This is a genomic window from Pseudomonas monteilii NBRC 103158 = DSM 14164 (assembly GCF_000730605.1).
GTDB lineage: Bacteria > Pseudomonadota > Gammaproteobacteria > Pseudomonadales > Pseudomonadaceae > Aquipseudomonas > Aquipseudomonas monteilii.
Window position 1 is genome coordinate 223092 of record NZ_BBIS01000012.1, and the last position, 25593, is coordinate 248684.

22 protein-coding genes are annotated in these 25593 nt (G+C 63.3%); 9 read left to right on the plus strand and 13 right to left on the minus strand.

Annotated features, from left to right (window positions below):
- Positions 1 to 8 precede the first annotated feature (8 nt).
- Both PM2_RS08040 and PM2_RS08045 read right to left on the minus strand, forming a co-directional pair.
- Complete coding sequence (locus tag PM2_RS08040) at positions 9 to 1208, minus strand: MFS transporter (protein ID WP_028698836.1); 1200 nt, start codon at positions 1206 to 1208, stop codon at positions 9 to 11.
- A gap of 111 nt (positions 1209 to 1319) precedes the next feature.
- Positions 1320 to 2219: a LysR family transcriptional regulator gene (locus PM2_RS08045; protein WP_028698835.1), complete on the minus strand. Its 900-nt coding sequence runs from the start codon at positions 2217 to 2219 to the stop codon at positions 1320 to 1322.
- A 117-nt stretch (positions 2220 to 2336) separates the two neighbouring features.
- Between PM2_RS08045 and PM2_RS08050 the strand changes: the two genes are divergently transcribed.
- The 3 genes from PM2_RS08050 (at position 2337) to PM2_RS08060 (ending at position 6718) form a co-directional block, all read left to right on the plus strand.
- The gene (locus PM2_RS08050; RefSeq protein WP_028698834.1) at positions 2337 to 2687 is read left to right on the plus strand and encodes a cupin domain-containing protein; all 351 of its coding nucleotides are present in this window, start codon (positions 2337 to 2339) and stop codon (positions 2685 to 2687) included.
- Positions 2688 to 2906: 219 nt separating this feature from the next.
- Positions 2907 to 5324: a glucose/quinate/shikimate family membrane-bound PQQ-dependent dehydrogenase gene (locus tag PM2_RS08055; protein ID WP_028698833.1), complete on the plus strand. Its 2418-nt coding sequence runs from the start codon at positions 2907 to 2909 to the stop codon at positions 5322 to 5324.
- 125 nt (positions 5325 to 5449) lie between these two features.
- Positions 5450 to 6718 (plus strand): carbohydrate porin, encoded by a 1269-nt coding sequence (locus PM2_RS08060; RefSeq protein WP_016713868.1) that lies wholly within the window; start codon positions 5450 to 5452, stop codon positions 6716 to 6718.
- A gap of 33 nt (positions 6719 to 6751) precedes the next feature.
- Here PM2_RS08060 and argE read toward each other — a convergent pair whose 3' ends face one another.
- Positions 6752 to 7912 carry an acetylornithine deacetylase gene (argE, locus tag PM2_RS08065; RefSeq protein WP_016713867.1) on the minus strand — a complete coding sequence of 387 codons (1161 nt, stop codon included), beginning with the start codon at positions 7910 to 7912 and terminating at the stop codon, positions 6752 to 6754.
- Positions 7905 to 8582 (minus strand): DUF1028 domain-containing protein, encoded by a 678-nt coding sequence (locus PM2_RS08070; protein WP_016713866.1) that lies wholly within the window; start codon positions 8580 to 8582, stop codon positions 7905 to 7907. Before PM2_RS08070 ends, argE begins: the two co-directional genes overlap by 8 nt.
- Positions 8583 to 8921: 339 nt before the next feature.
- Between PM2_RS08070 and PM2_RS08075 the strand changes: the two genes are divergently transcribed.
- Together PM2_RS08075 and PM2_RS08080 are read left to right on the plus strand one after the other, a co-directional pair.
- Positions 8922 to 10241 (plus strand): flavin-containing monooxygenase, encoded by a 1320-nt coding sequence (locus PM2_RS08075; protein WP_016713865.1) that lies wholly within the window; start codon positions 8922 to 8924, stop codon positions 10239 to 10241.
- On the plus strand, positions 10241 to 10657 hold the full coding sequence (locus PM2_RS08080) for a RidA family protein (RefSeq protein ID WP_016713864.1): 417 nt from the start codon (positions 10241 to 10243) through the stop codon (positions 10655 to 10657). Before PM2_RS08075 ends, PM2_RS08080 begins: the two co-directional genes overlap by 1 nt.
- On the opposite strand, the gene PM2_RS08085 is transcribed toward PM2_RS08080, so the two are convergent.
- From PM2_RS08085 to PM2_RS08100, 4 genes are read right to left on the minus strand one after another with little or no spacing between them, the layout of a single operon-like run.
- Entirely contained in the window at positions 10648 to 11475 is an 828-nt protein-coding gene (locus tag PM2_RS08085) for a sugar phosphate isomerase/epimerase family protein (RefSeq protein WP_028698832.1), read from the minus strand. The genes PM2_RS08080 and PM2_RS08085 overlap by 10 nt on opposite strands.
- Entirely contained in the window at positions 11472 to 12212 is a 741-nt protein-coding gene (locus PM2_RS08090) for an SDR family oxidoreductase (protein ID WP_016713862.1), read from the minus strand. Before PM2_RS08090 ends, PM2_RS08085 begins: the two co-directional genes overlap by 4 nt.
- Entirely contained in the window at positions 12209 to 13558 is a 1350-nt protein-coding gene (locus PM2_RS08095; protein ID WP_019098369.1) for an MFS transporter, read from the minus strand. Before PM2_RS08095 ends, PM2_RS08090 begins: the two co-directional genes overlap by 4 nt.
- Before the next feature lie 41 nt (positions 13559 to 13599).
- Complete coding sequence (locus PM2_RS08100) at positions 13600 to 14427, minus strand: amidohydrolase family protein (RefSeq protein ID WP_028698831.1); 828 nt, start codon at positions 14425 to 14427, stop codon at positions 13600 to 13602.
- Between the two features lie 147 nt (positions 14428 to 14574).
- On the opposite strand from PM2_RS08100, the gene PM2_RS08105 reads away from it, so the two are divergent.
- Positions 14575 to 15513: a LysR family transcriptional regulator gene (locus PM2_RS08105; RefSeq protein ID WP_028698830.1), complete on the plus strand. Its 939-nt coding sequence runs from the start codon at positions 14575 to 14577 to the stop codon at positions 15511 to 15513.
- 39 nt (positions 15514 to 15552) lie between these two features.
- Here PM2_RS08105 and PM2_RS08110 read toward each other — a convergent pair whose 3' ends face one another.
- The 4 genes from PM2_RS08110 to pgm all read right to left on the minus strand — a co-directional run bounded on the left by PM2_RS08110 (position 15553) and on the right by pgm (position 21194).
- Positions 15553 to 17958, minus strand: coding sequence for a TonB-dependent receptor (locus PM2_RS08110; protein WP_028698829.1), 2406 nt, complete (start codon positions 17956 to 17958; stop codon positions 15553 to 15555).
- A gap of 66 nt (positions 17959 to 18024) precedes the next feature.
- A complete protein-coding gene (locus PM2_RS08115; RefSeq protein WP_016713857.1) occupies positions 18025 to 18969 on the minus strand; it encodes a FecR domain-containing protein in 945 nt (314 codons plus the stop codon).
- Positions 18966 to 19478 carry a sigma-70 family RNA polymerase sigma factor gene (locus PM2_RS08120; protein WP_016713856.1) on the minus strand — a complete coding sequence of 171 codons (513 nt, stop codon included), beginning with the start codon at positions 19476 to 19478 and terminating at the stop codon, positions 18966 to 18968. The genes PM2_RS08115 and PM2_RS08120 overlap by 4 nt, the downstream gene beginning before the upstream one ends.
- Positions 19479 to 19556: 78 nt before the next feature.
- On the minus strand, positions 19557 to 21194 hold the full coding sequence (gene pgm / locus PM2_RS08125) for a phosphoglucomutase (alpha-D-glucose-1,6-bisphosphate-dependent) (RefSeq protein WP_016713855.1): 1638 nt from the start codon (positions 21192 to 21194) through the stop codon (positions 19557 to 19559).
- 129 nt (positions 21195 to 21323) lie between these two features.
- Between pgm and PM2_RS08130 the strand changes: the two genes are divergently transcribed.
- From PM2_RS08130 to PM2_RS08135, 3 genes are all read left to right on the plus strand, one after another.
- Entirely contained in the window at positions 21324 to 21971 is a 648-nt protein-coding gene (locus PM2_RS08130) for a DUF1345 domain-containing protein (RefSeq protein ID WP_028698828.1), read from the plus strand.
- Between the two features lie 163 nt (positions 21972 to 22134).
- Positions 22135 to 22845 (plus strand): RHS repeat-associated core domain-containing protein, encoded by a 711-nt coding sequence (locus tag PM2_RS32035; protein WP_080578109.1) that lies wholly within the window; start codon positions 22135 to 22137, stop codon positions 22843 to 22845.
- Positions 22846 to 23137: 292 nt separating this feature from the next.
- Positions 23138 to 23398: a DUF1652 domain-containing protein gene (locus PM2_RS08135; RefSeq protein ID WP_016499326.1), complete on the plus strand. Its 261-nt coding sequence runs from the start codon at positions 23138 to 23140 to the stop codon at positions 23396 to 23398.
- On the opposite strand, the gene PM2_RS08140 is transcribed toward PM2_RS08135, so the two are convergent.
- Entirely contained in the window at positions 23395 to 25482 is a 2088-nt protein-coding gene (locus PM2_RS08140) for a putative bifunctional diguanylate cyclase/phosphodiesterase (RefSeq protein ID WP_028698827.1), read from the minus strand. The two genes, PM2_RS08135 and PM2_RS08140, sit on opposite strands and share 4 nt — an antisense overlap.
- Positions 25483 to 25593: the final 111 nt, after the last annotated feature.

The following is a 25593-nucleotide window of genomic DNA, read 5'->3' on the forward strand; positions in this document are numbered from 1 at the left end:
GCCCCTTGTCAGTTGCCCCGGGCCTTGAACAGGAACACCAGCAATGCGAGGCAGGGCAAGCCTGCGCCCACCAGTGCCACCCCCTGCCAGCCGAGCTGGCTGAACAGCGCACTGGCTACCGCCGAACCCAGTGCCCCGCCCAGGAAGATGCTGGTCATGTACACCGCGTTCAATCGCCCCCGGCTGGCCGGGTCCAGGGCATACACTTCGCGCTGGCCAATGACCATGTTCATCTGCACCGCAAAATCCAGCAGCACACCGGTAAGCCCCAGGCCAATCACGCTGTAACCCGGCGCCGTCAGCCCCAGCAACAAGGCCGCCGGAGCCAGCAGCAGGGCCAGCAGCGAGCCGGCCCGAGCGTGCCCGGCATCGGCCAGGCGGCCAGCCAAGGGCGCGGCAACGGCCCCCACCGCCCCCACCAGGGCAAACACGGCAATCTGGCTCTGCGACAGGCCATGCTCACCCGCCAACGCCATCGGCACGGCTGTCCAGTACAGGCTGAACGCTGCAAACATCAGTGCCTGGTACAACGAGCGTTGGCGCAGCAGCGGATAACGGCGCAGCAGGGTAAGCAGCGATAGCATCAGCCCGGCATAGCTGGCCTTGTGCGCAGGCCGACGCTGCGGCAGGGTCAGCGCCAGCAGCAGGATGATCGCCAGCATCACCCCGGCGGCGCCAATGAACACGGCGCGCCAGCCGAAGTGGTCGGCCACCAGGCTGGACAACGGCCGCGCCAGCAGGATACCCAGCAACAGGCCGCCCATGATGTTGCCCACTACCCGGCCACGCTGCGCCTCTGGCGCCAAGTGCGCTGCCAGTGGAATGAGCATCTGCACCGCCACTGAGCTGAACCCGATCAACAGCGCATAGCCCAGGAACAGCTGGCCCTGGCCGCTGCTGCTGGTGCCCGCCAACAGCAGGCTGACGCAAGCCAGCACAGCGGTGCCGACCATCAACCGGCGGTTTTCCAAGAGGTCGGCCAGCGGCACCAGCAACAGCAGGCCCAGGGCGTAACCCAACTGGGTGAGAGACACGATCAGGCTGGCATGTTCGGTGGACAGCCCAAGGTCCGGTGCGATCAAGCCGACAATGGGCTGGGCGTAATAGATGTTGGCAACGATTGCGCCACAGCAGAACGCCACCAGCACGACCAGGGCCCGGCTCAGGCCGGTGGCTGCGGGCTGCGCGGCGGCAAGGGAGGGATTCATGCGAGGTTCCTCGGCAAGGAGTGGAGTATGCCGGCTACCTTACCCAGACGTCTCAGTGCAGAGAATCCGCTGCTGGCGCAACGCGGCTTTGCACACCGCGCAATGCCGCGCCTACCGCTCCATCAACGCTGCGCAAAAGTCGATGAACGCATTCACCCGCCGCGAGCCACGGTGGTTGGGCAGGTACAGGGCATTGATGCTGTTGTTGGCCATGCCTGGGCTGACCTGCCAGTCGGGCAACACCCGCTGCAAACGCCCGGCCTGCACATCCTCGTGTACCAGCCAATCGGCCAGCAGTGCGATGCCGCTGCCCGCCAGCGCGGTTTCACGCAACATGTCGGCATTGGCGCTGCGCAAAGGCCCAGTTACGTTCAGCTCCAGGCTGTCCTGCCCGCGCGCCAAGCGCCAGGGCCGTGCCTTTTGCCCATAACGGAAGCGCAGGCAGGCGTGCTCCAACAGTTGCCGGGGGTGATGCAGCGGGTCACGCCCGGCCAGGTATGCCGGGCTGGCCACCAGCCACCGCTCGAAGCGGCCAAGTTGGCGACACACCAGTTCGTCATTGGGCGAGGGGTCGCCCAGGCGAATCGACAGGTCATAACGGCCGTCCAGCAGGTCATCCAGCCGGTCGCTGAGGTCGATATCCAGCTCCAACGCCGGGTGCCGCGCCAGAAACGGCCCCAGGTGCGGGGCGATGACCCGCCTGCCGAACTCCACCGGCAGGCACAGCCTCAAGACACCGACAGGCCCCTCGCCACGGTCGGCAACACTGGCATCGGCCTCGTCCAGCGCCTCGAAAATGCTGCGAGCCCGCTCATAGTACCGGGCTCCGGCCTCGGTCAGGCTGACCTGGCGCGTCGAGCGATTGAGCAACGAAGCACCCACGGCCGTTTCCAGGGCATCAACCAGGCGGGTTACCGACGACGTCGCCAACCCAAGTCTGCGTGCAGCCGCAGAAAAGCCCTGAGCATCGACGGTAGCTACGAACATTTTCATCGCCAGGAGTTTGTCCATCTGCTGCACGTCTTCCAAAACTCAGAAAGTTCTTACAAACCGCAGGGCGGGTCAAGAAGCGCGCTACGCGGCGATTGCGTCCATAGTGGAACCACTCCCATTCAAGCGAGGCTTCCCATGACACCCAGCAACCTGCTGACTGCCCTGCCACCGTGCGACCCTACCAGCGCCGAATGTATCGATGAACTGCTCAGCCGCCCAGGCCTGCGCGTGGAGCGTATCGTCTCCAGCGGCCAGGCCAGCCCGCCCGGGTTCTGGTACGACCAGGCCGAAGGCGAGTGGCTCGTGCTGCTCAGTGGTGCTGCCGGCCTGCGTTTCGAACATGAGCAGCACACCCGCCTGCTGAAGCCGGGCGATTGCCTGGACATCCCGCCGCACTACCGCCACCGCGTGGAGTGGACTACACCCGGAATGGCGACTGTCTGGCTCGCCGTTTTTTACAGCAGCGGCGCGCCTTGGCCGGTGTGACTACGGCCAAACGCCAACTCGACCAACGTATGAATGCAAAATTATTAGCCAACCTGAACATATCGTTTAATGCATTTTTAAGCACATGTTCTAGACTTTTAGCCACATCTTCGCAAGTTCAGCCCTGCGACAATCAGCCTCACAAAATTATGTACCAACTTGTTAATTAGCAAGCTAAGGGCTTAGACTGCGCGCATTCCACCTGCTGAGATCCCTGGCATGAACGAAACACCGCGCGCCTCTGGCGCTACAAATATCCTCTTGGTTGGCCTGGGCGTAATCATCGCCCTGCTCGGCCTCCTCCTTGCTGCTGGCGGCGTCAAGCTGGCCGGCCTGGGCGGTTCCTGGTACTTCCTGATCGGCGGCCTGGCCATGGCCATCGCCGGTGTGCTGATTGCCCGGCGCAAGCAGGCCGGTGCCTGGCTGTACGCGGCATTCCTGGTGGGTACCGCCGCCTGGGCGCTGATCGACGCCGGCCTGGTGTTCTGGCCGCTGTTCTCGCGCCTGTTCATGTTCGGCGCAATCGGCATGGTCGTGGCGTTGGTCTACCCGCTGCTGGCGCGTGCCAACGGCGCCAGCGCCGGCCGTGGTGCCTACGGCGTTGCCGGGGTGATGGCCGTGGTGCTGGTGATCGCCGCCGGCAACATGTTCGTTGCCCACCCAAGCGTTGCCCCCACTGGCAACGGCCCGGGCATGACCCCGGTCGAAGATGGCAAGCAGCAGAAAGACTGGGCCCACTACGGCAACACCGAAGGTGGCAGCCGCTTCGCCGCGCTGGACCAGATCAACCGCGACAACGTCAACAAGCTGAAAGTGGCCTGGACCTACCACACCGGTGACGTGGCCATCAGTGACGGCAACGGTGCCGAAGACCAGCTGACCCCGCTGCAGATCGGCAACAAGGTGTTCATCTGCACCCCGCACAACAACCTGATCGCCCTGGATGCCGACACCGGCAAAGAGCTGTGGAAGAACGCAATCAACGCTCAGTCCAAGGTCTGGCAGCGTTGCCGTGGCATGGCGTACTTCGATGCTACGGTCGCCATCGCCCAGCCGACCCAGCCGAACAGCTCGCCGATCACGGTGGCAAGCGTGCCGGCCGGTGCCAACTGCCAGCGTCGCCTGCTGACCAACACCATCGACGGCCGACTGATTGCTGTCGACGCCGACAACGGCGAGTTCTGCCAAGGCTTCGGCAACAACGGCCAGGTGGACCTGAAAGCGGGCCTGGGCAACGTACCGGACTCTTACTACCAGCTGTCCTCGGCACCGCTGATGGCCGGCACTACCGTGGTGGTCGGCGGCCGTGTAGCCGACAACGTCCAGACGGACATGCCAGGCGGCGTGATCCGTGGTTTCGACGTAATCACGGGTGAAATGCGCTGGGCCTTCGACCCGGGCAACCCGGAAGATCGCCAGGCACCCCAGGGCGACAGCACCTACGTGCGCAGCACCCCGAACAGTTGGGCACCGATGTCCTACGACCCGGCGATGAACACCGTGTTCCTGCCGATGGGCTCGTCGTCCACCGACATCTATGGCGTTGAACGCAGCAAACTGGACCACACCTACGGCGCTTCGGTGCTGGCCCTGGACGCCACCACCGGCAACCAGAAGTGGGTATTCCAGACCGTTCACAACGACCTGTGGGACTTCGACCTGCCCATGCAGCCGAGCTTGATCGACTTCACCAAGGACGACGGCCAGTCGGTACCTGCGGTGGTGATCGGCACCAAGGCCGGGCAGATCTACGTGCTCGACCGCGCCACCGGCAAGCCGCTGACCCAGGTCGACGAAGTACCGGTCAAGCCAAGCAACATTCCGAACGAGCCGTACTCCCCGACCCAGCCAAAATCGGTGGGTATGCCGCAGATCGGCGCACAAACCCTGACCGAGTCGGACATGTGGGGCGCCACCCCGTATGACCAGCTGCTGTGCCGCATCGACTTCAAAAAAATGCGCTACGACGGCCTGTACACCGCGCCAGGCACCGACCTGTCGCTGAGTTTCCCGGGTTCGCTGGGTGGCATGAACTGGGGCAGCATCTCCACCGACCCGGTGCATGGCTTCATCTTCGTCAACGACATGCGCCTGGGCCTGTGGATCCAGATGATCCCATCGCAGAACAAGGGCGGCGCGGCGTCCGGTGGCGAAGCACTGAACACTGGCATGGGCGCTGTACCGCTCAAGGGCACCCCGTATGCGGTGAACAAGAACCGCTTCCTGTCGGTCGCCGGCATTCCGTGCCAGGCCCCGCCGTTCGGCACCCTGACCGCTATCGACATGAAGACCCGTCAGGTGGCCTGGCAGGTTCCGGTGGGCACTGTTGAAGACACCGGCCCGCTCGGCATCCGCATGCACCTGCCGATCAAGATCGGCCTGCCAACCCTGGGCGGCACCCTGTCGACCCAAGGCGGCCTGGTGTTCATCGCCGGCACCCAGGACTTCTACCTGCGCGCCTACGACAGCAGCAACGGTAACGAAATCTGGAAGGCCCGCCTGCCAGTGGGCAGCCAGGGCGGCCCGATGACCTACGTCTCGCCGAAGACCGGCAAGCAGTACGTGGTGATCACTGCTGGCGGTGCGCGCCAGTCGACTGACCGTGGCGACTACGTGATTTCTTACGCACTGCCGTAAGACCGCGTCGCCTGCATCGCCGGCAAGCCAGCTCCCACAGGATCGCGCCACCTGCAAATAGGGTGGGGACCTGTGGGAGCTGGCTTGCCGGCGATGAGGCCCTGAATAACAACCGAGATTTAGCAATGCCATCCGCAATCCGCATCACCCCCACCCTGCTGCTGGCCCTGGCCAGCACCACCGCCCTGGCCGACGGCGACCTCATGACCCGCAGCACCCTGACCGGTGACTGGGGTGGCCTGCGCCATCAGCTGGAAGACGACGGCGTCAAGTTCACCGGCGACTACAGCGGCGAAACCGCCTACAACGCTCACGGTGGCCTGCACCGCTCGGCGCGTTACTCGCAGAACCTGAAGCTGGGTGTGCAGTTTGACCTGTCCAAATTGTATGGCCTGGACAACGGTGGCAAGGTCCAGCTGACCATCAACGACCGTCGCGGCAACAGCGCCTCGGAAGACCTGGTCGGCAACCGCCTGCCAATCCAGGAAAACTTCGGTGGCCTGTATACCCGCCTGACCGAGCTGAGTTACGAGCGCACCCTGTTCACCCCGGCACTCAACGTCAAACTGGGCTACATGGCCATGGGTAACGACCTGGGCGGCCTGGACAGCGGTATCCTGTGCAACTTCATGAACGCCGGCTTCTGCGGCCACCCGCTGAACATGTCGGGTGGCAGTGGCTGGACCAACTACCCCAATGCCCACCTGGGCGTGCGGGTGAAGTATGACCTCTCGCCTGCCTGGCAACTGCGCGTGGCAGCGTTCAACGTCGACCCCGAGAGCAATGGCAACTCCAGCCGTGCCTGGCACCTTGGCCCCAAGCACACCACGGGCACCGTGGTGCCGGTGGAGCTGGTGTACAAGCTGCAGGGTGAACTGCCGGGCGAGTACAAGCTGGGCTACTACTACGACAGCTCCGACGTGAAACGCATCGGCAGCGATGATGAAGTGTCCGGCCGTGGCGGCCATTACCTGCTGGTTGACCAGGCGGTGTGGAACGACCAAGGCTCGCCAGGGCGCAGCCTGCATGCCTTCGGCCAGTACTCGGCGTCGAGCAAGGCTGCCTCGCCGTTCACCAAGTGGTATGGCGCCGGCGTGGTGCTGTACAAGCCGTTCGAAGGCCGCCCGAAAGACACCCTGGCGCTGGGTTATGGCCGTGCCGTGCCCAACCCGCGCAGCCGCGATGTGCTGGAGGATGCCGCCTTCAATGCCGGCCAGCAGTTCCCCGACATCGACAGCGCCGAGCAACTGATCGAACTGAGCTACGGCTACCAGGCCACACCTTGGCTGAACCTGCGCCCGGATGTGCAATACATCATCGAGCCTGGGGCGTTTTCCGGGAAGGACATCGACAACGCGTTGGTGGTTGGCCTGCAGGTCAAGGCCAGTTTCTAACTTGAAAAGGGCCGCGTTGCGGCCCATTTTCGGTCAATGCTGCCTGAGGTAATCCACCAACCTCAGCAGCATGGCATCACAGCCCTGCAACTGCTCGACACTGACAAACTCATCCGGCTTGTGCCCCTGGTCCATGCTGCCAGGCCCGCACACCACGGTCGGGATACCTGCCTGGTTGAACAACCCGCCTTCGGTACCAAACGCCACCGTACCGAATTCATCGGTACCACTGAGCAACGCCACCAGCTGCGCCGCCTCACTGTCGGCAGGTGTCGCCAGCCCCGGATAGGCGCTCAGCGGCGCCAGGCGAATATCACTGGCCGCATTGACCTTGCGCATACGTGGCAGCAACTCGGCTTCTGCATAAGACTGCAACTGGTCGGCCACTGCCTGCGCCTCGAACCCCGGCAAGGCCCGCACTTCGAAGTCGAACTCGCACTCCGCCGGCACGATGTTCAGTGCCCTGCCCCCTTTGATCACCCCGGTCTGCACCGTCGAGAAAGGCGGGTCGAAGCGCTCGTCGCGATGCTGCGGCAAGGCCAGGGCGTCACCGATGTCAGCCAGTTTGCCAATCAGCTTCGCCGCATACTCGATGGCATTCACGCCATAGGGCGCATAGGCCGAGTGGCAGGCCGCGCCATGGACTTGGCAGCGCATCGCCAACTTGCCCTTGTGCCCCAGTACCGGCTTGAGCTCGGTGGGTTCGCCAATCAGGCACAGCCGTGGGGTGTGCGGGCGCTGCGCCAACGCGGCCAGCATCGAGCGTACCCCCAGGCAGCCCACTTCCTCGTCATAGGAGAATGCCAGGTGCACCGGCATGCGCAGAGGCTGGGCGAGGAACGCGGGCACGGCGGCCAGCACCGAAGCGATGAAGCCTTTCATGTCGGCCGTGCCACGGCCATACAGGCGCCCGTCACGTTCGCTCAGGGCAAACGGCTCGACGGTCCAGGCCTGCCCATCCACCGGTACCACATCGGTGTGCCCCGACAACACCACGCCGCCAACGTTTTGGGGGCCGATGGTGGCGAACAGGTTGGCCTTGGTGCCCTCCGGGTTGTGAAACAGCTCGCACTCCACCCCCAGCTCGGCCAGGTAATCGCGGATGAAGCCGATCAACTCAAGGTTGGAGTCCCGGCTGACCGTAGCAAAGCCGATCAGCCGGGCCAGTAGCGCGCGGCTGGCAAATTCACTCATCGCCCGGCACCCCATAGCTGGGTGCAGCGGTCGGGTTAAGGGCACGGGTGACGTAATCCTGCATCTGTGGGCGATAGGCCTGCCAAAGGCCGTCGAGCACGCCGATCGGGTCGGTATCAGCCCAGTCCACGCGCAGGTCCACCAATGGCCAGGTCAACTCGCCGGCAATTTTCAACGCCGCCGAGTGCACCGGCCCAGCTTCTCCACCCGCAGCCATCGCCGCGTGCATGGCTGCCAGCAAGCGGTCTGCCAGGTGGCCGCCAGCCTGCTCGAACGCCACGACCATTGCTTCGATCACCTGGGTCGAGGACAGCAGGTTACCCGCCGCCGCGCACTGTTCACCGGCAACGGCGTTGTACGTGCCCAATGCCTCTCGCCCGGTAAACAGCGCCACCTGCCCTTGGCTGTCGATCACGGTGACCTGGCGGTACTCGCTCCAGCCATTGGCGCTGAGCACCCGGTCCAGCGCGGCGGCGGGTGGCAACTGGCCCTGTTCAAGGGCATCGAGAATCTGCGGGCCCAGTGCCGGCAAGGTGATGTTCTGGGTGGAAACGGCGCCAACACCGGCACGCACCCAAGGGCAACGGGCACCCACGGCAATGCTCGAAGAACTGATGGCGATGCCGACCTGGCCGGTTTCCTGGCAGCGGCCAATGATGGAGAAGGTCATGGTGATGCTCCTGTTGTCCTGTGCGATGCAGGGCATTCTGGGTGGAACCTTCCGGTAGGCGAAACCAACTTTTTCCGAGGGGTTAGGCAGGAAAAAACTTGGCTGAGGCAGAGATCGAGCGCCGCCCGCGCGGCGCATCGCGAGCTGCGCTCGCTCCTACGTTTGTTTCGGGCCAGTTTCTCCTGTGCGAGGCCACAGAACTCGGGGCCTTCGCCGTTTTATCGGCAAGCACCAGCTAAATACTATTTTCGCCATTTGCATCGCATCCCTAGTCTGGCCCCAGGCAACGGCGGTCCTCCAAACCGACCTGACAAAAACCGCCTGAACAAGGGCTCGGACATGACACTGAACAACCTCGAAATCGACACCCTCGTCGTCGGCGCCGGCCAGGCCGGCGTGGCCATGAGCGAACACCTGAACAAGCTTGGCGTGCCGCACCTGGTGCTGGAGCGTAACCGCATCGCCGAAGCGTGGCGCACTGGCCGCTGGGACTCGCTGGTCGCCAACGGCCCGGTCTGGCACGACCGCTTCCCGGGCCTTGAATTCAACCTCGACGCTGACGCCTTCGCCGGCAAGGACCAGGTGGCTGACTACTTCGAGCAGTACGTACGCAAGTACAACCTGCCTGTGCGCACCGGTATTGAAGTAAAGCGCGTGGTGCGCAACAGCGACCGCCCTGGCTTTACCATCGAAACCAATGAAGGCGTGATTCGCGCCAACCGTGTGGTTGCTGCAACCGGCCCGTTCCAGAAGCCGGTGATCCCCGCCATTGCGCCAAAGGACAGCAACCTGCACCAGATCCATTCCGCCGCCTACTACAACCCTCAGCAACTGCCAGAAGGCGCAGTGCTGGTGGTAGGGGCCGGCTCCTCTGGCGTGCAAATCGCCGAAGAGCTGATGCGTGCGGGCCGTCAGGTGTACCTGTCGGTCGGTGCCCACGACCGCCCACCGCGTGCCTACCGAAACCGCGACTTCTGCTGGTGGCTGGGCGTGCTGGGTGAGTGGGACGCAGAAATCGCCAAGCCCGGCCGCGAGCACGTGACCATTGCCGTCAGCGGCGCCCGTGGCGGCCACACCGTAGACTTCCGCGCCCTCGCCCATCAAGGCATGACCCTGGTCGGCCTGACCCAGTCGTTCGAAAACGGCGTGGCACGCTTCCAGGACAACCTGGTCGAGAACATCAACCGTGGCGACGAAAACTACCTGGCCCTGCTGGATGCCGCCGATGCCTACATCGAACGCAACGGCCTGGACCTGCCGCAAGAGCCCGAAGCCCGCCAGCGCCTGGCCGACCCGGAATGCATGGTCAACCCGCTGCAGCAGCTGGACCTGGCCAAGGCCGGTGTCAGCAGCATCATCTGGGCCACCGGTTACGGTGTGGATTTCAGCTGGCTGCAGGTAGACACCTTCGACGCCAACGGCAAACCCCAGCACCAGCGCGGCGTAGCCCGTGAGCCCGGCGTGTACTTCCTGGGCCTGCCGTGGCTGTCGCGCCGTGGCTCGTCGTTCATCTGGGGCGTGTGGCACGACGCCAAGCACGTCGCCGGCCACATCGCCACGCAACGCACCTACCTGGCCTACCGCGACCGCGAACAGCGCGACGCGGATGAGCAGCAAGACAACACCATCAGCAACGTCAGCACCCTCGGAGCCCACTGATGCCTACTCATACCCGCATCCGCATGTTCAACACCAAGGAAACCTACCCCAACCAGACCCTGGACAACGACCTGTGCCAGGCCGTGCGGGCCGGTAACACCATTTATGTGCGCGGCCAGGTCGGTACCGACTTCGAAGGCAAGCTGGTGGGCCTGGGCGACCCTCGGGCGCAGACCGAGCAGGCGATGAAAAACGTCAAGCAACTGCTTGAAGAAGCCGGCTCGGACCTGTCGCATATCGTCAAGACCACCACTTACATCACCGACCCGCGCTTCCGCGAGCCGGTGTACAAGGAAGTGGGCAAGTGGCTCAAGGGGGTGTTCCCGATTTCCACCGGGCTGGTGGTGGCCGGGTTGGCCCAGGCCGAGTGGCTGATGGAAATCGATGTGATCGCCGTGGTGCCGGATCAGGCGTGACCGGCAACCTGCACGGCAGGTAACCCACGCCTGTCATGCAACCAGGCGTGGGTTACCTGTGCCGCCGCTTGCAGCCGCTGTGTTGCGGGCAAGCCGGCGGACGGCACCTCCACGCTGATACACAGGTCGCCGGGCAACGCCGCAAGCAACTGCGCCAGCGGCAGTTGCCCCTCCCCCGGCAACAGGCGGCCCTCACGCGCTTCCTGAATGATCAGATCGTCCGCAGGCCCCAGCAGCGGTGCATCGCACAATTGCACGGCCCGCAGCAGGTGTGGGTTGACCCGCATGATGTCAGCCACCTGGCCACCCGAGCGGAACAGGTGCAAGGCATCGACCAGCACGCCTCCGTTGTCCTGCCCCGCCCCCATCACCACCGCGCACGCCTGTTGCAAGGTCGCCACCGGCCGCCAGCGCATGAACTCCAGGTCCACCCGCAGCCCGTGGTCACGCGCCAGTTGGCACAGCGCTGCAAAGTTGCCGGTCAGGCGTGCAACATCCCGGTCGTCCCCCGACACCGTCAGGCTCGTCGCCCCCAGTTCGGCACCGGAGGCCAACAGCGCCTGGTAATCGGCAACCCGGGTTTGCGCCGTCAGCGAGACGAACTCGATGTCCGTCACACGCACGCCTTCCCCTGCCATCACTGCCCGCAGTTCGCGCATGGCCTGGCTACCGGCCGCAACCGGATAAGCCTGCGCCCCCGGCATCACCGGGTGCAGGCGCAGGCCCACGGCACTGAAGCCAGCGCGCCGCGCCTCGCGCACCAAACTCACTGGCGCCAGCTCCAGCGCCGTCAGGTGCGCCACGCCCAGGCCATTCAATAGGTCGCCCTCCCACCACTGAGGTCGAACACGAAGCCGGTGGTAAAGCTGCATTCGGGGCCGGCGATCCAGCTGACCATGTTGGCAATCTCCTCGGCCTTGAGGAAGCGCCCCATGGGGATTTTGGCCTTGCTCGCGGCAATGTGCTCCGCTGTCATTTCGGCCATCAGTGGTGTCTCGACCATGGCCGGTGCCACACAGTTGAGCAGTACGCCGTCCTGCGCCAGCTCCTTGGCCGCCGCCTTGGTGAAGGCGATGACCCCGGCCTTGGCTGCCGAATAGGCCGAGATGTACTGCACGCCATCCTTCCCGGCCATGGAGGCAATGTTGACGATGCGTCCGTAGCGGTTTTCACGCATGTGCGCGATGGCGGTGCGGCAGCAATAGAACACGCCGTTCAGGTCGATGGCGATGACTTTGTCCCAGGCCTCTGGCGGGTACTCCCATGACGCCACCACCGGGCCGTTGATGCCGGCATTGTTGACCAGAATCTGCACCTGCCCCAAGCGTGCCAGCGTCTCGGCGAACGCTGCCTCTACCGAGGCCAGCGATGACACATCCACCGCCTGGCGCAGCACCGGCTCAAAGCCCTTTTCAAGGCTGTTCCAGCCATCGACAGCGAGGTCCCAGATCACCACCTGGGCGCCCGCTGCATGCAAGCGCTGGGCGATCGCCAGGCCGATGCCACGCATGCCGCCGGTGACGATTGCGGTCTGGCCTTGCAGGTACTGGCTCATTGTTTTGCTCCATTTTCGACAGTTGGAATATCCGGCAAGCGACGCAGGTCGCTGACCATGAACAGGTAGCACAGCGCCCCCAGCACGGTGATCGACGACACGAACGCCAAAGCCCAGACGAACGAGCCGGTGAGCGAAACGATGATGCCGATGGTCAGGGGCGTAACGATGCCCGCCGCGTTGGCGAACAAGTTGAACAAGCCACCACTGAGGCCCAGCAGGCCTTTCGGGGCGATATCGGAAACGATCATCCAGGCCAGCGCAGACATCCCTTGGGCGAAGTAGGCGATGCACAGAATGGTGATCACCAGTGCATCCGACTCGACGTAGTTGGCCAACACGATCACCGACGCGGTGAGCAGCCCGGCGATCACCGGCAGCTTGCGCGCCACATTCAGCGAATAGCCACGGCGCAGCAAGGCGTCGGACAGCCAGCCGCCGACCAGCGTGCCCAGCGAGGCGGCAATGAACGGCAGCACCGCTACCCAGCCGACCTTGAGCCAGGGCATGTGCCGCTCGGTCACCAGGTAAGTGGGGAACCAGGTGAGGAAAAACACGTTGGTGGAGTTGCAGGCGAACTGCCCCAGGCAGATGCCCAGCATGTTGCGGTGCTTGAGCAGCGCCGGAATCTGCGACCAGCGGAACACTGTGGCTTTCTGCCCGCCATCGACTACCCCGCCACCCGCGGCGATGTAGTCCAGCTCGGCCTGGTTGGCCGTGGTGGACTGGTGCGGCTCATGGTATTTGCGCCACCACACCAGGCCATAGAGGATGCCCATCAGGCCCACGGCCATCAGCAGAAAGCGCCAGCCATAGGCATGCAGCACCCAGAATAGCAACGGCGTCAGGAACGCCAGGCCGGTGTATTCGGCAAAGGTGTAGATACCCGTTGCCCTGGCCCGCTCGCTCTGCGGGAACCAAGTGGCCACTACCCGGCTGTTGGTAGGGAAGCACGGTGCTTCGGTTACTCCCACCAGAAAGCGCATGCCCAGCAAAGACAGAAAGCCCTGCGCCAGCCCTTGCAGGCCGGTGAACAGCGACCACAGCGTCAGCGCCAGCCAGTAGGTGAGTTTGGTGCCCAACCGGTCGATGAGGATGCCACCCGGGATCTGCGCGGCGGCGTAAGTCCACGAAAAGGCGGAAAAGATCACCCCCATCATCGCTGCGTTCAAGCCCAGGTCGGCACTGATGCTGGGCGCCGCAATACCCATCACGCTACGGTCGAGGTAGTTGATCATGGTGCCGCCGGAGATCAGCGCCAGGATCGTGAAGCGGGTGCGGGTGCGTTGCTGCGCGCGCGCCGGGGTGTCGAACACCCCGAGGCTGGCGTTCTGTTCAGTGTTCATGACGGTTGCTCTCTTGTTATTGGAATGGCAAAACCTGGGTTCTAGGCGAACCCGAACAGACGGCGGGGTGTGTCCCACATCACTGCACGGCGCATGCGGGCATCCGGCATCAGGCATTCGGCCAGTTTCAGCAACGGGCCGTAGTCCACCCGCGAGCGCTGGCGAATGAACGGCCAGTCCGAACCCCATACGCAGGCCTCGGGGCCAAAGGCTTCGAGCAGGGCATGGACGTAGGCACTGCTCTGCTCCAGCAAGGCATCGGCGGCGGCGAATTTCTGCATGCCCGACAGTTTCACGCTGGTCCGGCCACTGTCGGCCAGCCGCAGCAAGGCCTGGAAGCCAGCTTGTTGCACCCCGGCGGCGACATCCGGGCGGCCACAGTGATCGATCAACAGACGCGCTCGGGAGCCTTGCAGCAGGCCATGCAGGTCCAGCAACTGGTCTTCGCACACCTGCACCTGGGCGAACAGGTCAAGCTCGGCGACCTTGCCGAACAGCCCGTTAACATCCTTGAGGCTGGCCACCCCGTACAACGCGGGGTTGAAGGCGATACCGACCACCCCTTGCGCCTGCAGCGCAGCCAGCGCATCGAGAGGGATACTTGCCTCGACCACCGCCACGCCCTTGAACCGCCCTTGCCCGGTGACCAAGGCGTGCAGCAGGCAACGGTTGTCGGTGTGGTAGCCGCTGTTGGGGCCGACGAGCAAGGCATGCTGTACACCGTAGGCGTCCATCACCCGGGTGAACTGCTCCTGGGTCGCCACCTCCTGGCCAGAGGGCGCATAGGGTGCGTCGGGGTGGTAAGGGAAACGGGCGGGGTCAAACAAATGGTTATGGCAATCGATCTTCGGTTCGTCAAAGATGTTCACGCAGCACTCCCGGCAAGCACCGCTGCGCTTGCCTGCAGATCTTGTTATTGTGCGCCGCAAAGGCGATTTGGCTGTGTTCAAGATACTGCGTGGGCGGGTTTGACGCTCATACCCAGATGGCGAAAACCATAACCGAAGGTAATACACATGCTGCTTGGCAACGAAGGCGCAGACGCAAGCCCCATGGTGTTCAAACTGCGGCACATGGAAGTGTTCCGTGCGGTGATGCTGACCGGCTCGATCAGCGCGGCGGCCAAGCTGCTGTACGTGTCACAGCCGGCCGTGAGCAAGCTGATCCAGTACATCGAGGGGCGCCTGGCCTATCGCTTGTTCGAGCGCATCAACAACCGCCTGGTGCCCACCGCCGAGGCGCAGGTGCTGTTCCGTGAAGTCGAGCGGGTGTACCAGGCGGCGCTGGAGGTGAATGAATGTGCGCTGTCATTGGGTGCCGGCGGCCACCGCAAGCTGCGTATCTCTTGCAGCGCCTCGCTGTCGACGGTGGTCATCCCGATTGCCCTGGCGCAGCTCAAGCGCGAGGCGCCTTCGCTGGACATCGAGTGGCAAACCTCGCTGATGGGCGAAATGCCCAACCAGATCCTGTCGAAAAAGGTCGACCTGTCGATTGCCGCCCTGCCCGTGGTGCACGATCACCTGCATTCGCAGGCCTTCATGCGCGGGCGCATGGTGGTGGTGATGCCACCCGACCACGCCTTGGCCGGGCATGGCTCGCTGACCTTGCAGCAGCTGGAAGGCCATGCGCTGTTGCTGTTCAGGCCCGACATGCCGTTTGGCAAACTGCTGGCCGGGCACATCGAGCGGCGCGGGCTGCAATTGAAATCACTGTTGTCGTTCACCAACGCCAACGAAGCAGTGGCCCTGGTGAAGCAAGGCATGGGCATCAGTGTGATCGACGAATTCGTGGCGCAGGACAGTGGGTTGGCGGCGGTGCCGCTGGCCGATGAAATTCACTTTGATATCAGCTTTGTCTATTCGCGGTTCGAGCCGCCGTCGCATGCGGCGATGCATTTGATGCGGGTGTTGAAGGGGCAGGCGCAGAAACTGGGCCGGGCGATTGCGCCAGCATGATTCAACAGCCCGGCGCAATCCCGTGCAGGAGCGCACGGGTTAGAAGCCTATGGTTGCCGACAACAAGTAAGTACGCGGCGTGGAAAGGGTCAAGCCCGGCTCACTGTCATCCGAAGCCCCCGCCGAGCTCCAGTAACGATCATCCAGCACATTCTCGACACTGGCCCGCAAGGTAACCTCGGTAGCATCTACCTTGAAGGCATAGCGCGTGCCCAGATCGTAACGCTCCCAGCCATCGATCTGCTTGCTGTTGTTCTGGTCCAGGTACTGCGAGCTGGAATGAATGCCCCGCGCCGTCAGGGTAAGCCCGTTCACACCCGGCACGTCCCATTCGGCGCCGAGGTTGACGTTGTACTCGGGCGTGGCCGGCGCGCGATTGCCATCGTAGGCGCCACCCACGGTGTCGGTCAGCTCGCTGTCGATGTACATGACCCCACCCAGCACCCGCACGCCTTGCACGGGTTCGCCGAATACGCTCAACTCGATACCACGGTTGTCACGCTTGCCATTAGGCCCGAACACCCGCGAGGTGGCGTTGGTCTCGTAGGCCGGCTGGCGAATGCGGAATGCGCTGGCCGTGAACGCTACCTGGCCCAGGTCGTACTTGGCCCCTACCTCAACCTGGCGGCTGGTGAACGGCGGGAAAATCTGGTCTTCGTTGATCGACGTCGACGGCGCGATCTTGCCCTGGCTCAGGCCTTCCATGTAGTTGGCGTACAACGACAGCTGGTCAGTGACCTTGAGCAGCACGCCGCCCGAGGGCGAGACCTTTTCTTCGTCGTAGGCGGTCTCGCCTTTGACGCCGTCGCTCCAGTCATCCACCTGCACCCGCTGCCAGCGCGCGCCCAAGGTCAGCAGCAGGCGGTCGTCGAAAAACCCGAGGGTGTCGGCCAGGGCCACACCGGAGAAGCGGTTTTCTGTGTAGACCTGGGGATCGATGCGGGTGGGTGTGCCCGGGGTCGGGGTCGCTACCGGGTTGTAGAGGTTGCTGGGCGCCGAAGCATAGCGGGCGCCGCCGTTGGTGAAGTCCATGTAGAAGTAGGTGGCGGCCAGGTTCAACTCGTGGCTGACCGGCCCGGTGTGAAACCAGTTGCGAAGGCCTGCCATGGCGGTACGCACCGACTCATCGCGGGTGAAGTCCCGCGGCTGCACGGTGAAGTCGCCGGCATCGTTGGTGATGGACACGTTGTGCCGCAGGAAATCATGGTTGCTTTCACGCGCACCGACCGCGCCATAGGCCAGCAGCGACTCACTGACGTCGTATTCGGCATGCAACGCACCAAAGGTGTCGTTGGTGCGCGCCTTGCTCCAGGCCTGGGCATAGTTGTGGCGAACATCATTGGCATCCGGCACCTTGGCGTTGGCGCCGATCAGCACACGCTCCTGCGGTGCATCGGTGTCACGCTCGGTGTGGCCGAGGTCTGCCGACAGGCGCAGGCGCTCGCCGCGAAAATCCAGGCCCAGTACCGCCATTTCACGCTCGACACGCTGGTGGTCCCATTCGGTATCGCCGGCCTGCTTCACAGCATTCAAACGCACGCCGAACTGCTGGCCTTCGCCAAAACGCCGGCCAACATCCACCGCGCCACCTGCCTGGCCCGCCGACGCATAGCTGCCGGTAAACTCGGTGATCGGCTTGTCTGTGGCCCGCTTGGGCTGCACGTTGATACCGCCGCCCACGCTACCACGCGGCGAAATGCCATTAATCAACTGGCTGGGGCCTTTGATGATATCGACCCGGTCGGCCATTTCCATGTCGATCGAGTAAGTCGGCAAGATACCGTACAGGCCGTTGTAGGCCACATCGCTGTTGAACAGGCTGAAGCCGCGAATGGTGAACTGCTCGAAACGCCCGCCTGCCGGATTGGTGGCCCGGACTGAAGGGTCGGTGGCGATCAGTTCGCCCAAGGTTCGCGCCTGCTGGTTCTTCACCAGTTCGCTGGTGTAGCTGGTGATGCTGAATGGGGTTTCCATGAAATCACGCGACCCCAGCAGGCCTTGCGCGCCCCGCCGAGCCACTTGGCCGCCAGCATAGGGCTGCGTTTCGTTGCTTGCGACCAGCCCGCCAACGATGCTGGTCGGGGCGATTTCCAAAGCGCCACCGGCCTCGGGTGCCGGCATCAGGGTGAAGGCCCCCTCACCCACCGGCAGCAACTGCAAGCCGCTGCCGCGCAGCAGCTGCATGAAACCTTCTTCGACACTGTAGCTACCAGACAGGCCATTGCTCTGCCGGCCCTGGACCAGTGCCGGGTCCAGCGAAAGGCTGACGCCGGCCTGGTCGGCAAACCGGCTGAGCACGGCGCCCAGGCTGGCGGCCGGCACCTGATAGGCACGGCGCGCCGGCTCATCAGCCCAGGCGGGTACGGACAACAACAAGCTCATGGCGAACAACGGGCGCACTGCGCGCACCAGTGGGCGCAGGCGGCAAGACATTACTGCTGACATTGAAAATGGCTCCCCTTTATTTTCTTCTACCGGTAATGACCGGCGAGTGAAAAAAAGGGGACAGCCTCAAGCACGATTTTCTCGTGCAGCAAGGCTGACCCAGTAGCGCGTGCGTGTTTGTACCTGCAACGGCAGGCTGGCGGCGAGCAGGGCAAGAATCCGGTCGGTATCATCAAGACGGAAAGTGCCAGTTACCCGCAGGCGCTCCAGTTCCGGCGCCCAACGCAGCACGCCGGGGCGGTACCTGCGCAGCTCGTGCAACAAGTCGCCCAAGGGGCGGTCATCCAGCCGCAGTACGCCCTCACGCCAGCCCAGCCGCCATTCATCCAGACCTGTCACCGGACCGACACCTGCCACCTGCAAGCTGGCCTGCTGCCCGGCGTGCAGTACGTGTGCCGGGCCGCGCAGTGGCTGCAGGCTGGCTACGCCATCGGCCACCAATACCCGGCAGGCCTCATCGACCAGCCGCAGGCAAACTTCACCACCGCCGAGCACCACCTGGCCATAGGGCACCTGCAACGTCAGGTTCAGGTTGGCGGGCACCTTCACTGCCACTTCACCGCGAAGCAACGTCAGGCGGCGTGCATTCATGTCGATATCCATCGCACTGTCGGTGTTCAACTGCACGAATGTGCCATCGCTCAACAGCACCTGCCGACGTTCGCCTACCGAGGTGTGCATGTCGGCAGTCCAGGCATCCAGAGGCAGCTCACGGCTGACCAGCCAGGCTGTCGGCAACAGCGCGGCGATAGCCAAGGCTTGCTTGAGCAGTGCGCGGCGGCCGGCGTCCGGGCGGTCCAGGGTGGCCATGGCCAAGGCGCCGGGTAAAGCGGTAAAGCGCTGACGCAACAATGATGCCTTTTGCCAGGCGTCTTCATGCAGGCGGCTGCTGGCCCGCCATTGCGCCAGGCGCAGCAAGTCGCCCTCACTGGCGTCGCCAGAATCCAGCAGCGCCAGCCAGCGGGCGGCAGCACGCACAGCTTCGCGGATTTCGGGGGAATGGGGGGTCATTGCAATTCGGCCAGCAGGCAATGTTCGTAAGCCTGTGCCATGTAGCGTTTCACCGAGCGCTCGCAAACGCCCAGGCGCTTGCCGATTTCGGCGTAACCCACACCTTCGAGCTGGCTCCAGAGAAAGGCCTTGCGCACTGGTGCCTTCAGGCCATCGAGCAATTCGTCGAGTGCTTGAAGGGTTTCCAGCAATATCCAGCGTTTTTCTGGCGAGGGCACATGCTGCTCGGGCAAGGTGGCCAAAGCATCGAGATAAGCCTGTTCCAGGCTCCGTCGCTGGTGGAAGTTGCTCAGCAGGCGCTTGCCGACTGTCAGCAGGTAGGCCCTTGGCTCGCGTATGTCTGCCAATGGTTGGGCACTGGTCAGTACCCGCAGAAAAGTATCCTGGCTGAGATCGGCGGCATCCCAGGCATTGCCCAGGCGCCGGCGTAGCCAGGTTTCGAGCCAGCTGCGGTGCTCCCGGTACAGGGCAGGCAGGCTAGGTTCCGTTGGCGGCGCGGCGTCGATCATGAGGATGGCCCTGCGGCGGCGTAAATAGGATTCATTCTAATTTACGTTGCGGCGCAGGGCCAAGCGGTTTGTTACCGGTCAGGCAATCGCTGCATCCACCAGCACCTGCGCTTCCTGCACCAGGCGCTGCAGGTGCGCCTCGTCGATGAAGCTTTCGGCGTAGATCTTGTAGATGTCCTCGGTGCCCGACGGCCGTGCGGCGAACCATCCGTTGGCGGTCATCACCTTCAGCCCGCCAATCGCCTGGCCATTGCCCGGCGCGTGGCTGAGGATCTGCACGATAGGCTCACCGGCCAGTTCGGTCGACTTGACCTGCTCCGGCGCCAGCTTGCTCAGCAGCGCTTTCTGCCGCGCATCGGCCTTGGCTTCGACCCGGGTAGCGTACGGTTTGCCCAAGGCTTCGGTCAGGTCCGCGTAGGCCTGGCTCGGGTTACGGCCGGTACGGGCGGTCATCTCGGCAGCCAGCAAGGCCGGGATCAGCCCGTCTTTGTCGGTCGCCCACACCGAGCCATCGCGGCGCAGGAACGACGCACCGGCACTCTCTTCGCCGCCAAAGCCCAGCGAGCCGTCGAACAACCCTTGGGCAAAGAACTTGAAGCCCACCGGCACTTCGTACAGCTCACGGCCCAGACGCTGGGTAACGCGGTCGATCAGGCCGCTGGACACCACGGTTTTGCCAACGGCAGCATCGCTACGCCATTGCGGGCGGTGGCGGTACAGATAGTCGATGGCCACGGCCAGGTAGTTGTTCGGTTGCAGCAGGCCGTCCGGGGTAACGATGCCGTGGCGGTCGTGGTCCGGATCGCAGGCGAAGGCCACATCGAAGCGCTCGCGCAGGCCGATCAGGCCCTGCATGGCGTATGGCGAGGACGGGTCCATGCGGATCTGGCCGTCCCAGTCGACGGTCATGAAGCGGAAGGTGGGGTCTACCTCGGTGTTCACCACTTCCAGGTCCAGCTTGTAGTGTTCGGCAATGGCCGACCAGTAGCGCACCCCTGCCCCGCCCAGCGGGTCGACGCCCAGGCGCAGTTTGGCGCCACGGATGACATCGAAGTCGATGACGTTTTCCAGGTCCGCCACATAGCTGCTCACGTAATCGTGGCGCTGGGTGGTCGGGGCCTGCAGCGCCTGGGCATGGTCCATGCGCTTGACGCCTGCCAGGTTCGCCGCCAGCAGTTCGTTGGCCTTGGCCTCGACCCACTTGGTCACATCGCTGTCGGCCGGGCCGCCATTGGGCGGGTTGTACTTGAAGCCACCGCTCTGCGGCGGGTTGTGCGACGGGGTGATGACGATGCCGTCGGCCAGGCCCTGCTGGCGGCCACGGTTGTGGCAGAGGATGGCGTGGGACACAGCCGGCGTGGGCGTGTATTCGTCGTCCTTCGACAACCTGACTTGCACGCCGTTGGCCGCCAGCACTTCCAGCGCGCTGGCCGTGGCCGGGGCCGACAGGGCGTGAGTGTCGGCGCCGATGAACAGCGGGCCATCGATGCCCTTTTCCTGGCGGTACAGGCAGATGGCCTGGGTGATGGCCAGCACGTGGTATTCGTTGAAACTCAATTCAAGCGAAGTGCCCCGGTGCCCCGAGGTGCCGAAGGCCACACGCTGGGCCGCCACGGCAGCGTCTGGGCGGCCGGTGTAATAGGCGGTGAGCAGTCGGGGAATATCGACCAGCACGCTGGCCGGAGCCGGCTTGCCTGCCAAAGGACTGAGCGTCATGCAAAAACCTCGAGTTCAACAGATGTTGGTGTTGGAACGTGCAGTGTACTGAGAGTTGCAAGGGTGTGCGATGGGTGCCGGCAAAGAACAAGCTAGAGTAGAGACCACACCCACCGTGAATGAGGCCCCATGGCTTTCCACCGCCTGACCCGTACCCACCCCCGCCTGAGCTTCGCCGCAGCGGCAGGCCTGATTGGCGCCTGGCTGATCCCTGCCGGTGATGCCGTGCAACACATCCTCGCTGGCTGGAACCTGGGCGTGTGGCTGTACCTGGCGCTGGTGCTGCACCTGAGCTGGGGTGCCCGCCCGGAAAAGGTCCGCAAGATGGCCCGCGTCGAAGACGAAAACGCAGGCCTGGTCCTGCTCACCGTGTGCATCGCCGCCATCGCCAGCCTCGCCGCAGTCACACTGCAACTGGTGTCCAGCCGTGGGCTGCAAGGCTTAGACCTGGCGCTGCACTACCTCTACACCGGCCTGACCGTGGCCGGTTCCTGGCTGCTGATTGGTTGCATCTTCAGCCTGCATTACGCACGTTTGTTCTATACCGGGCAAAACCACGAACCACCCTTGCGTTTCGCCGACGGCGAGCGCAACCCGGACTATTGGGACTTCCACTACTTCTCGTTCACCATAAGTGTGGCCGTGCAAACTTCGGACATAGGCGTCGCCGGCAGGCAACTGCGGCGGGTGGTGCTGGCGCATTCGCTGGTGGGTTTCGTGTTCAATACGGCGATTCTGGGGTTCACCATCAACATTGCCGCAGGACTCCTAGGTTAAGCCCGAAACACCAATGCCCCACACGCAAAAAAACTGGTATTTCTATCAGTAGATCCAAAGGCACATCTGACTTACATTCTTCCGACGCAGAGCAGCGTGTATTTCCGCCTGCGACCACGGCCAACCTTTGATAAAGAACACATTTACATGTTGAGGATGAGGCATGCCCGGTAATGAAATATGTAAATATTCAGCCTACGGTTTTCATCATACACAGGCAAACACTCCCTCCCTTGGCTATTCCGGCCAATGCCAGGATAGCGTCACCGGATACTACGGCCTGGGTAACGGCCATAGGTTCTATGCCCCTGCTCTGATGCGTTTCATTCAGGGTGATGAGTTATCACCCTTTTCCAAAGGAGGAATAAGTGCATACGCCTATTGCGAAGGGGATCCCATCAATCGCCATGATCCAACTGGACGGTATTTAGAGTGGCTGAGAAGGGGCGTAGCCAGGCTGAATAGGTGGCTTTCTCCTGAGACACCGCCACCATCAAGACGAAACTCCTTACCGCCCCAAACCATGATAGAAATTGAACCGCAGCTTCCGCGCGCCCTTAACTTGCTTGGTGACGCAGCCATTAGGACTGCCGATCACATACTGGCGGAAACCACGAATGACGTGGTGCGGGCTTTTACTACAGCCCGAAGAACAGTTAGACGGCAGTGGAACAGGCTTCCGGAGCAAGTCCGATCAACAATTATAATCGGCGGTTTTTTTGCTGTTGTTCCTCCTGCAGCTACAACCCTGATGGCCGCTGCAAGAACTGGCTCCTTTCTGCCTTTGTCACCCAACGAGTTCTACAGCATGCTCATCTATGGACCGACAGACACTCAACGTAGCGCACTCGCCCTCCGTCGAAACTCTTTTTAACCAACGTGCTAACTCACAGTGCTCACGACGACCACTTGTCCGAAAAAGCAATGGGGTTAAAGCAGCCGTACTCATCGGCCTGAACGCCGCTATCATCCTTGGCAAACGTTTGCTAGACCAACAGCTGCGAAAACCATCCTGGACAAGGATGTGACCGCCGTCATGCATTAGTACATTTTGCGTACTTACAGCCGAGAATCGCCCGTGACAGCTGCTATCTTTACATTCCCGGCAGCCGCCATTCGTGTGGCTGACCATTCACCATGTCCAGGCGCGGACAAAGGAGGCAGGCATGAACAAGATGACGTTCCCCAACGCCTGCCAGGTGATGCGCTGGCATTTCCACCCTTTGGGTTTCGAAGCCACCATGGATGCGCCCCGCAGCATGATCGCGCGGCTGTTCGACCGCGCCACCGGCGAAACCCTGATGGCCATCGCCGGCATCCCGTGTGCGGCAATCATGGCTGCAGCCGATGTAGAGCGCATCATCGAAGCCGTCGAAGCGGAAATGGACGCTTTCATCCCCGCCTTCACCCTGCGCAACGCTGTCTAGATTACGGCGCTCTTCTCCTGGTGCAAGGCCTGTAACTTGTCCATGAACTGCTCGGCCGGTACCGGCTGCCCCAGCAGGTAACCTTGCAGCGAATCACACCCCAGTCGGGTCAGGAAGTCTTGCTGCTTGTCGGTCTCTACACCTTCGGCAACGATGCGCAGGCCCAGCGCCTGGCCCAGTGCGACGATGGCCGAGACAATCGCTGCATCATCGCTGTCCTGTTCCAGGTCACGCACGAAGCCACGGTCGATCTTCAGCTCGTTGGCCGGCAGGCGTTTGAGGTACATCAGGCTGGAGTAGCCGGTGCCAAAATCATCGATGGACAGGTCCACACCCATGTCGGACAGGCGTTGCAGCACGGTCAGGCTGGCATCGGCATCGCGCATGGCGGTGGTTTCGGTAATTTCCAGTGTCAGGCAGTTGGCCGGCAGGCCGTTCTGTTGCAGGGCCCGGGCCACGCTCTCGACCAGCCCGGCATGGCAGAACTGGATGGCCGACAGGTTCACGGCCATGCGCCAACCTTGATGCCCTTGGTCCAGCCACTGGCGCATCTGCCGGCAGGCTTCGTCCAGCACCCATTCACCGATAGGAATGATCAGGCCGGTTTTCTCTGCCAGGCCAATGAAGCGGTCAGGCAGCAGTAGCCCTTGCTGCGGGTGTTCCCAGCGCAGCAAGGCCTCGGCACCGATCGGCTGACAGGCCTGGGCGTCGAACTTGGGCTGGTAGTGCAACCGGAACTGGCGCTGCTCCAGCGCCTGGCGCAGGTCCTGCAGCAGTTGCAGTTGCTGGCGGGCGTTGCTGTTCATCGACACGTCGAAGAAGCTGTAGCCGTTCTTGCCGGCGCTCTTGGCGTGGTACATGGCAGCGTCGGCATTGCGCAACAGCTCGTGCTGGTCCTGGCCGTTGCCCGGATACAGGACAATGCCCAGGCTCGCCGACAGTTGCAGGTCGTGTTCGGCCACGCGGAATGGTCGCGACACCAGGTTGACCTGCTTGACCGCCACGTCCATGGCATCGTTCGGCTCCTGCAATTCCACCAGCAGCACGAACTCGTCACCGCCGATGCGCGCCAACGTGTCCTGGCTGTGCAAGTGGCCGCGCAGCCGCCCCGCCACGGCCTTGAGAAGCAGGTCGCCAATGTGGTGACCGAAGGCATCGTTGACCGGTTTGAAACCGTCCAGATCAATGAACATCAGGGCAAAACAGCCGCCCTGCTCCGCCACCTTGGCAATGGCCTGCTCGATGCGGTCGGCCAGCAACGTGCGGTTGGGCAGATCGGTCAGGGTATCGTGCAGGGCCAGCTGGGTGAGCTCCTGGTTGGCCAGGGTCAGCGAACGGGCCAGTTCGGCGGTGCGCGCCTCCAGGCGCGCGTCCAGCACCGAGGTGAGCAAGGCCACGGCCAACACCGCCAAGGTAGTGATCAACACCAGGTAAACCAGGCTGTCGCCCTGCAACCCACCTGCCAGCGCACCGCAGAAACTGCCTTCGGGGAAGTTCGCCGCCGCCATGCCGGTGTAATGCATGCCGACGATGGCAAACCCCATGACCACTGCCGCCAGCCCGCGGATCTGCCGCACGTAGGGGGTGTGTTTGCGCAGACGGAAGGCGATCCATAACGCCGCCGCAGACGCACCCACGGCAATCAGCAGCGAAGCGCCAAACAGCGTCGGGTCATAGTCGATGCCCGGCAGCATGCGCAGCGCGGCCATGCCGGTATAGTGCATGCAGGCGATGCCGGCGCCCATGATCAGCGCGCCGAAGCCCAGTTGCAGGCACGGCAGGCTCGGCTGGCTCACCAGCCACAGGGCAAAGCCCGAGGACAGCACGGCGATCAGCAGCGAGAACGCGGTAAGCGCCAGGTCATAACCCAGGTCGATAGGCAGGCTGAACGCGAGCATGCCGATAAAGTGCATCGACCACACGCCGATGCCCATGGCCAACGCGCCGCCCCCCATCCACAAGTAGGCAGCCCGGCCCTTGGCCGTGGCGATGCGGCCGGTCAGGTCAAGGGCGGTATAAGACGCCAGAATCGCCACGCACAGCGAAATCAGCACCAGCGAAGAGGAGTAGCTACCGGTCAGCATTGGAGTTCCAGCGACGGGACAGGGGGCCCGGCAAAAGCTGACGATTGTACTCAAGCTTAGGCGAAACGCACGGGGTTTCTGCGAATGGGAATGGATCCAATGCACTCTCTG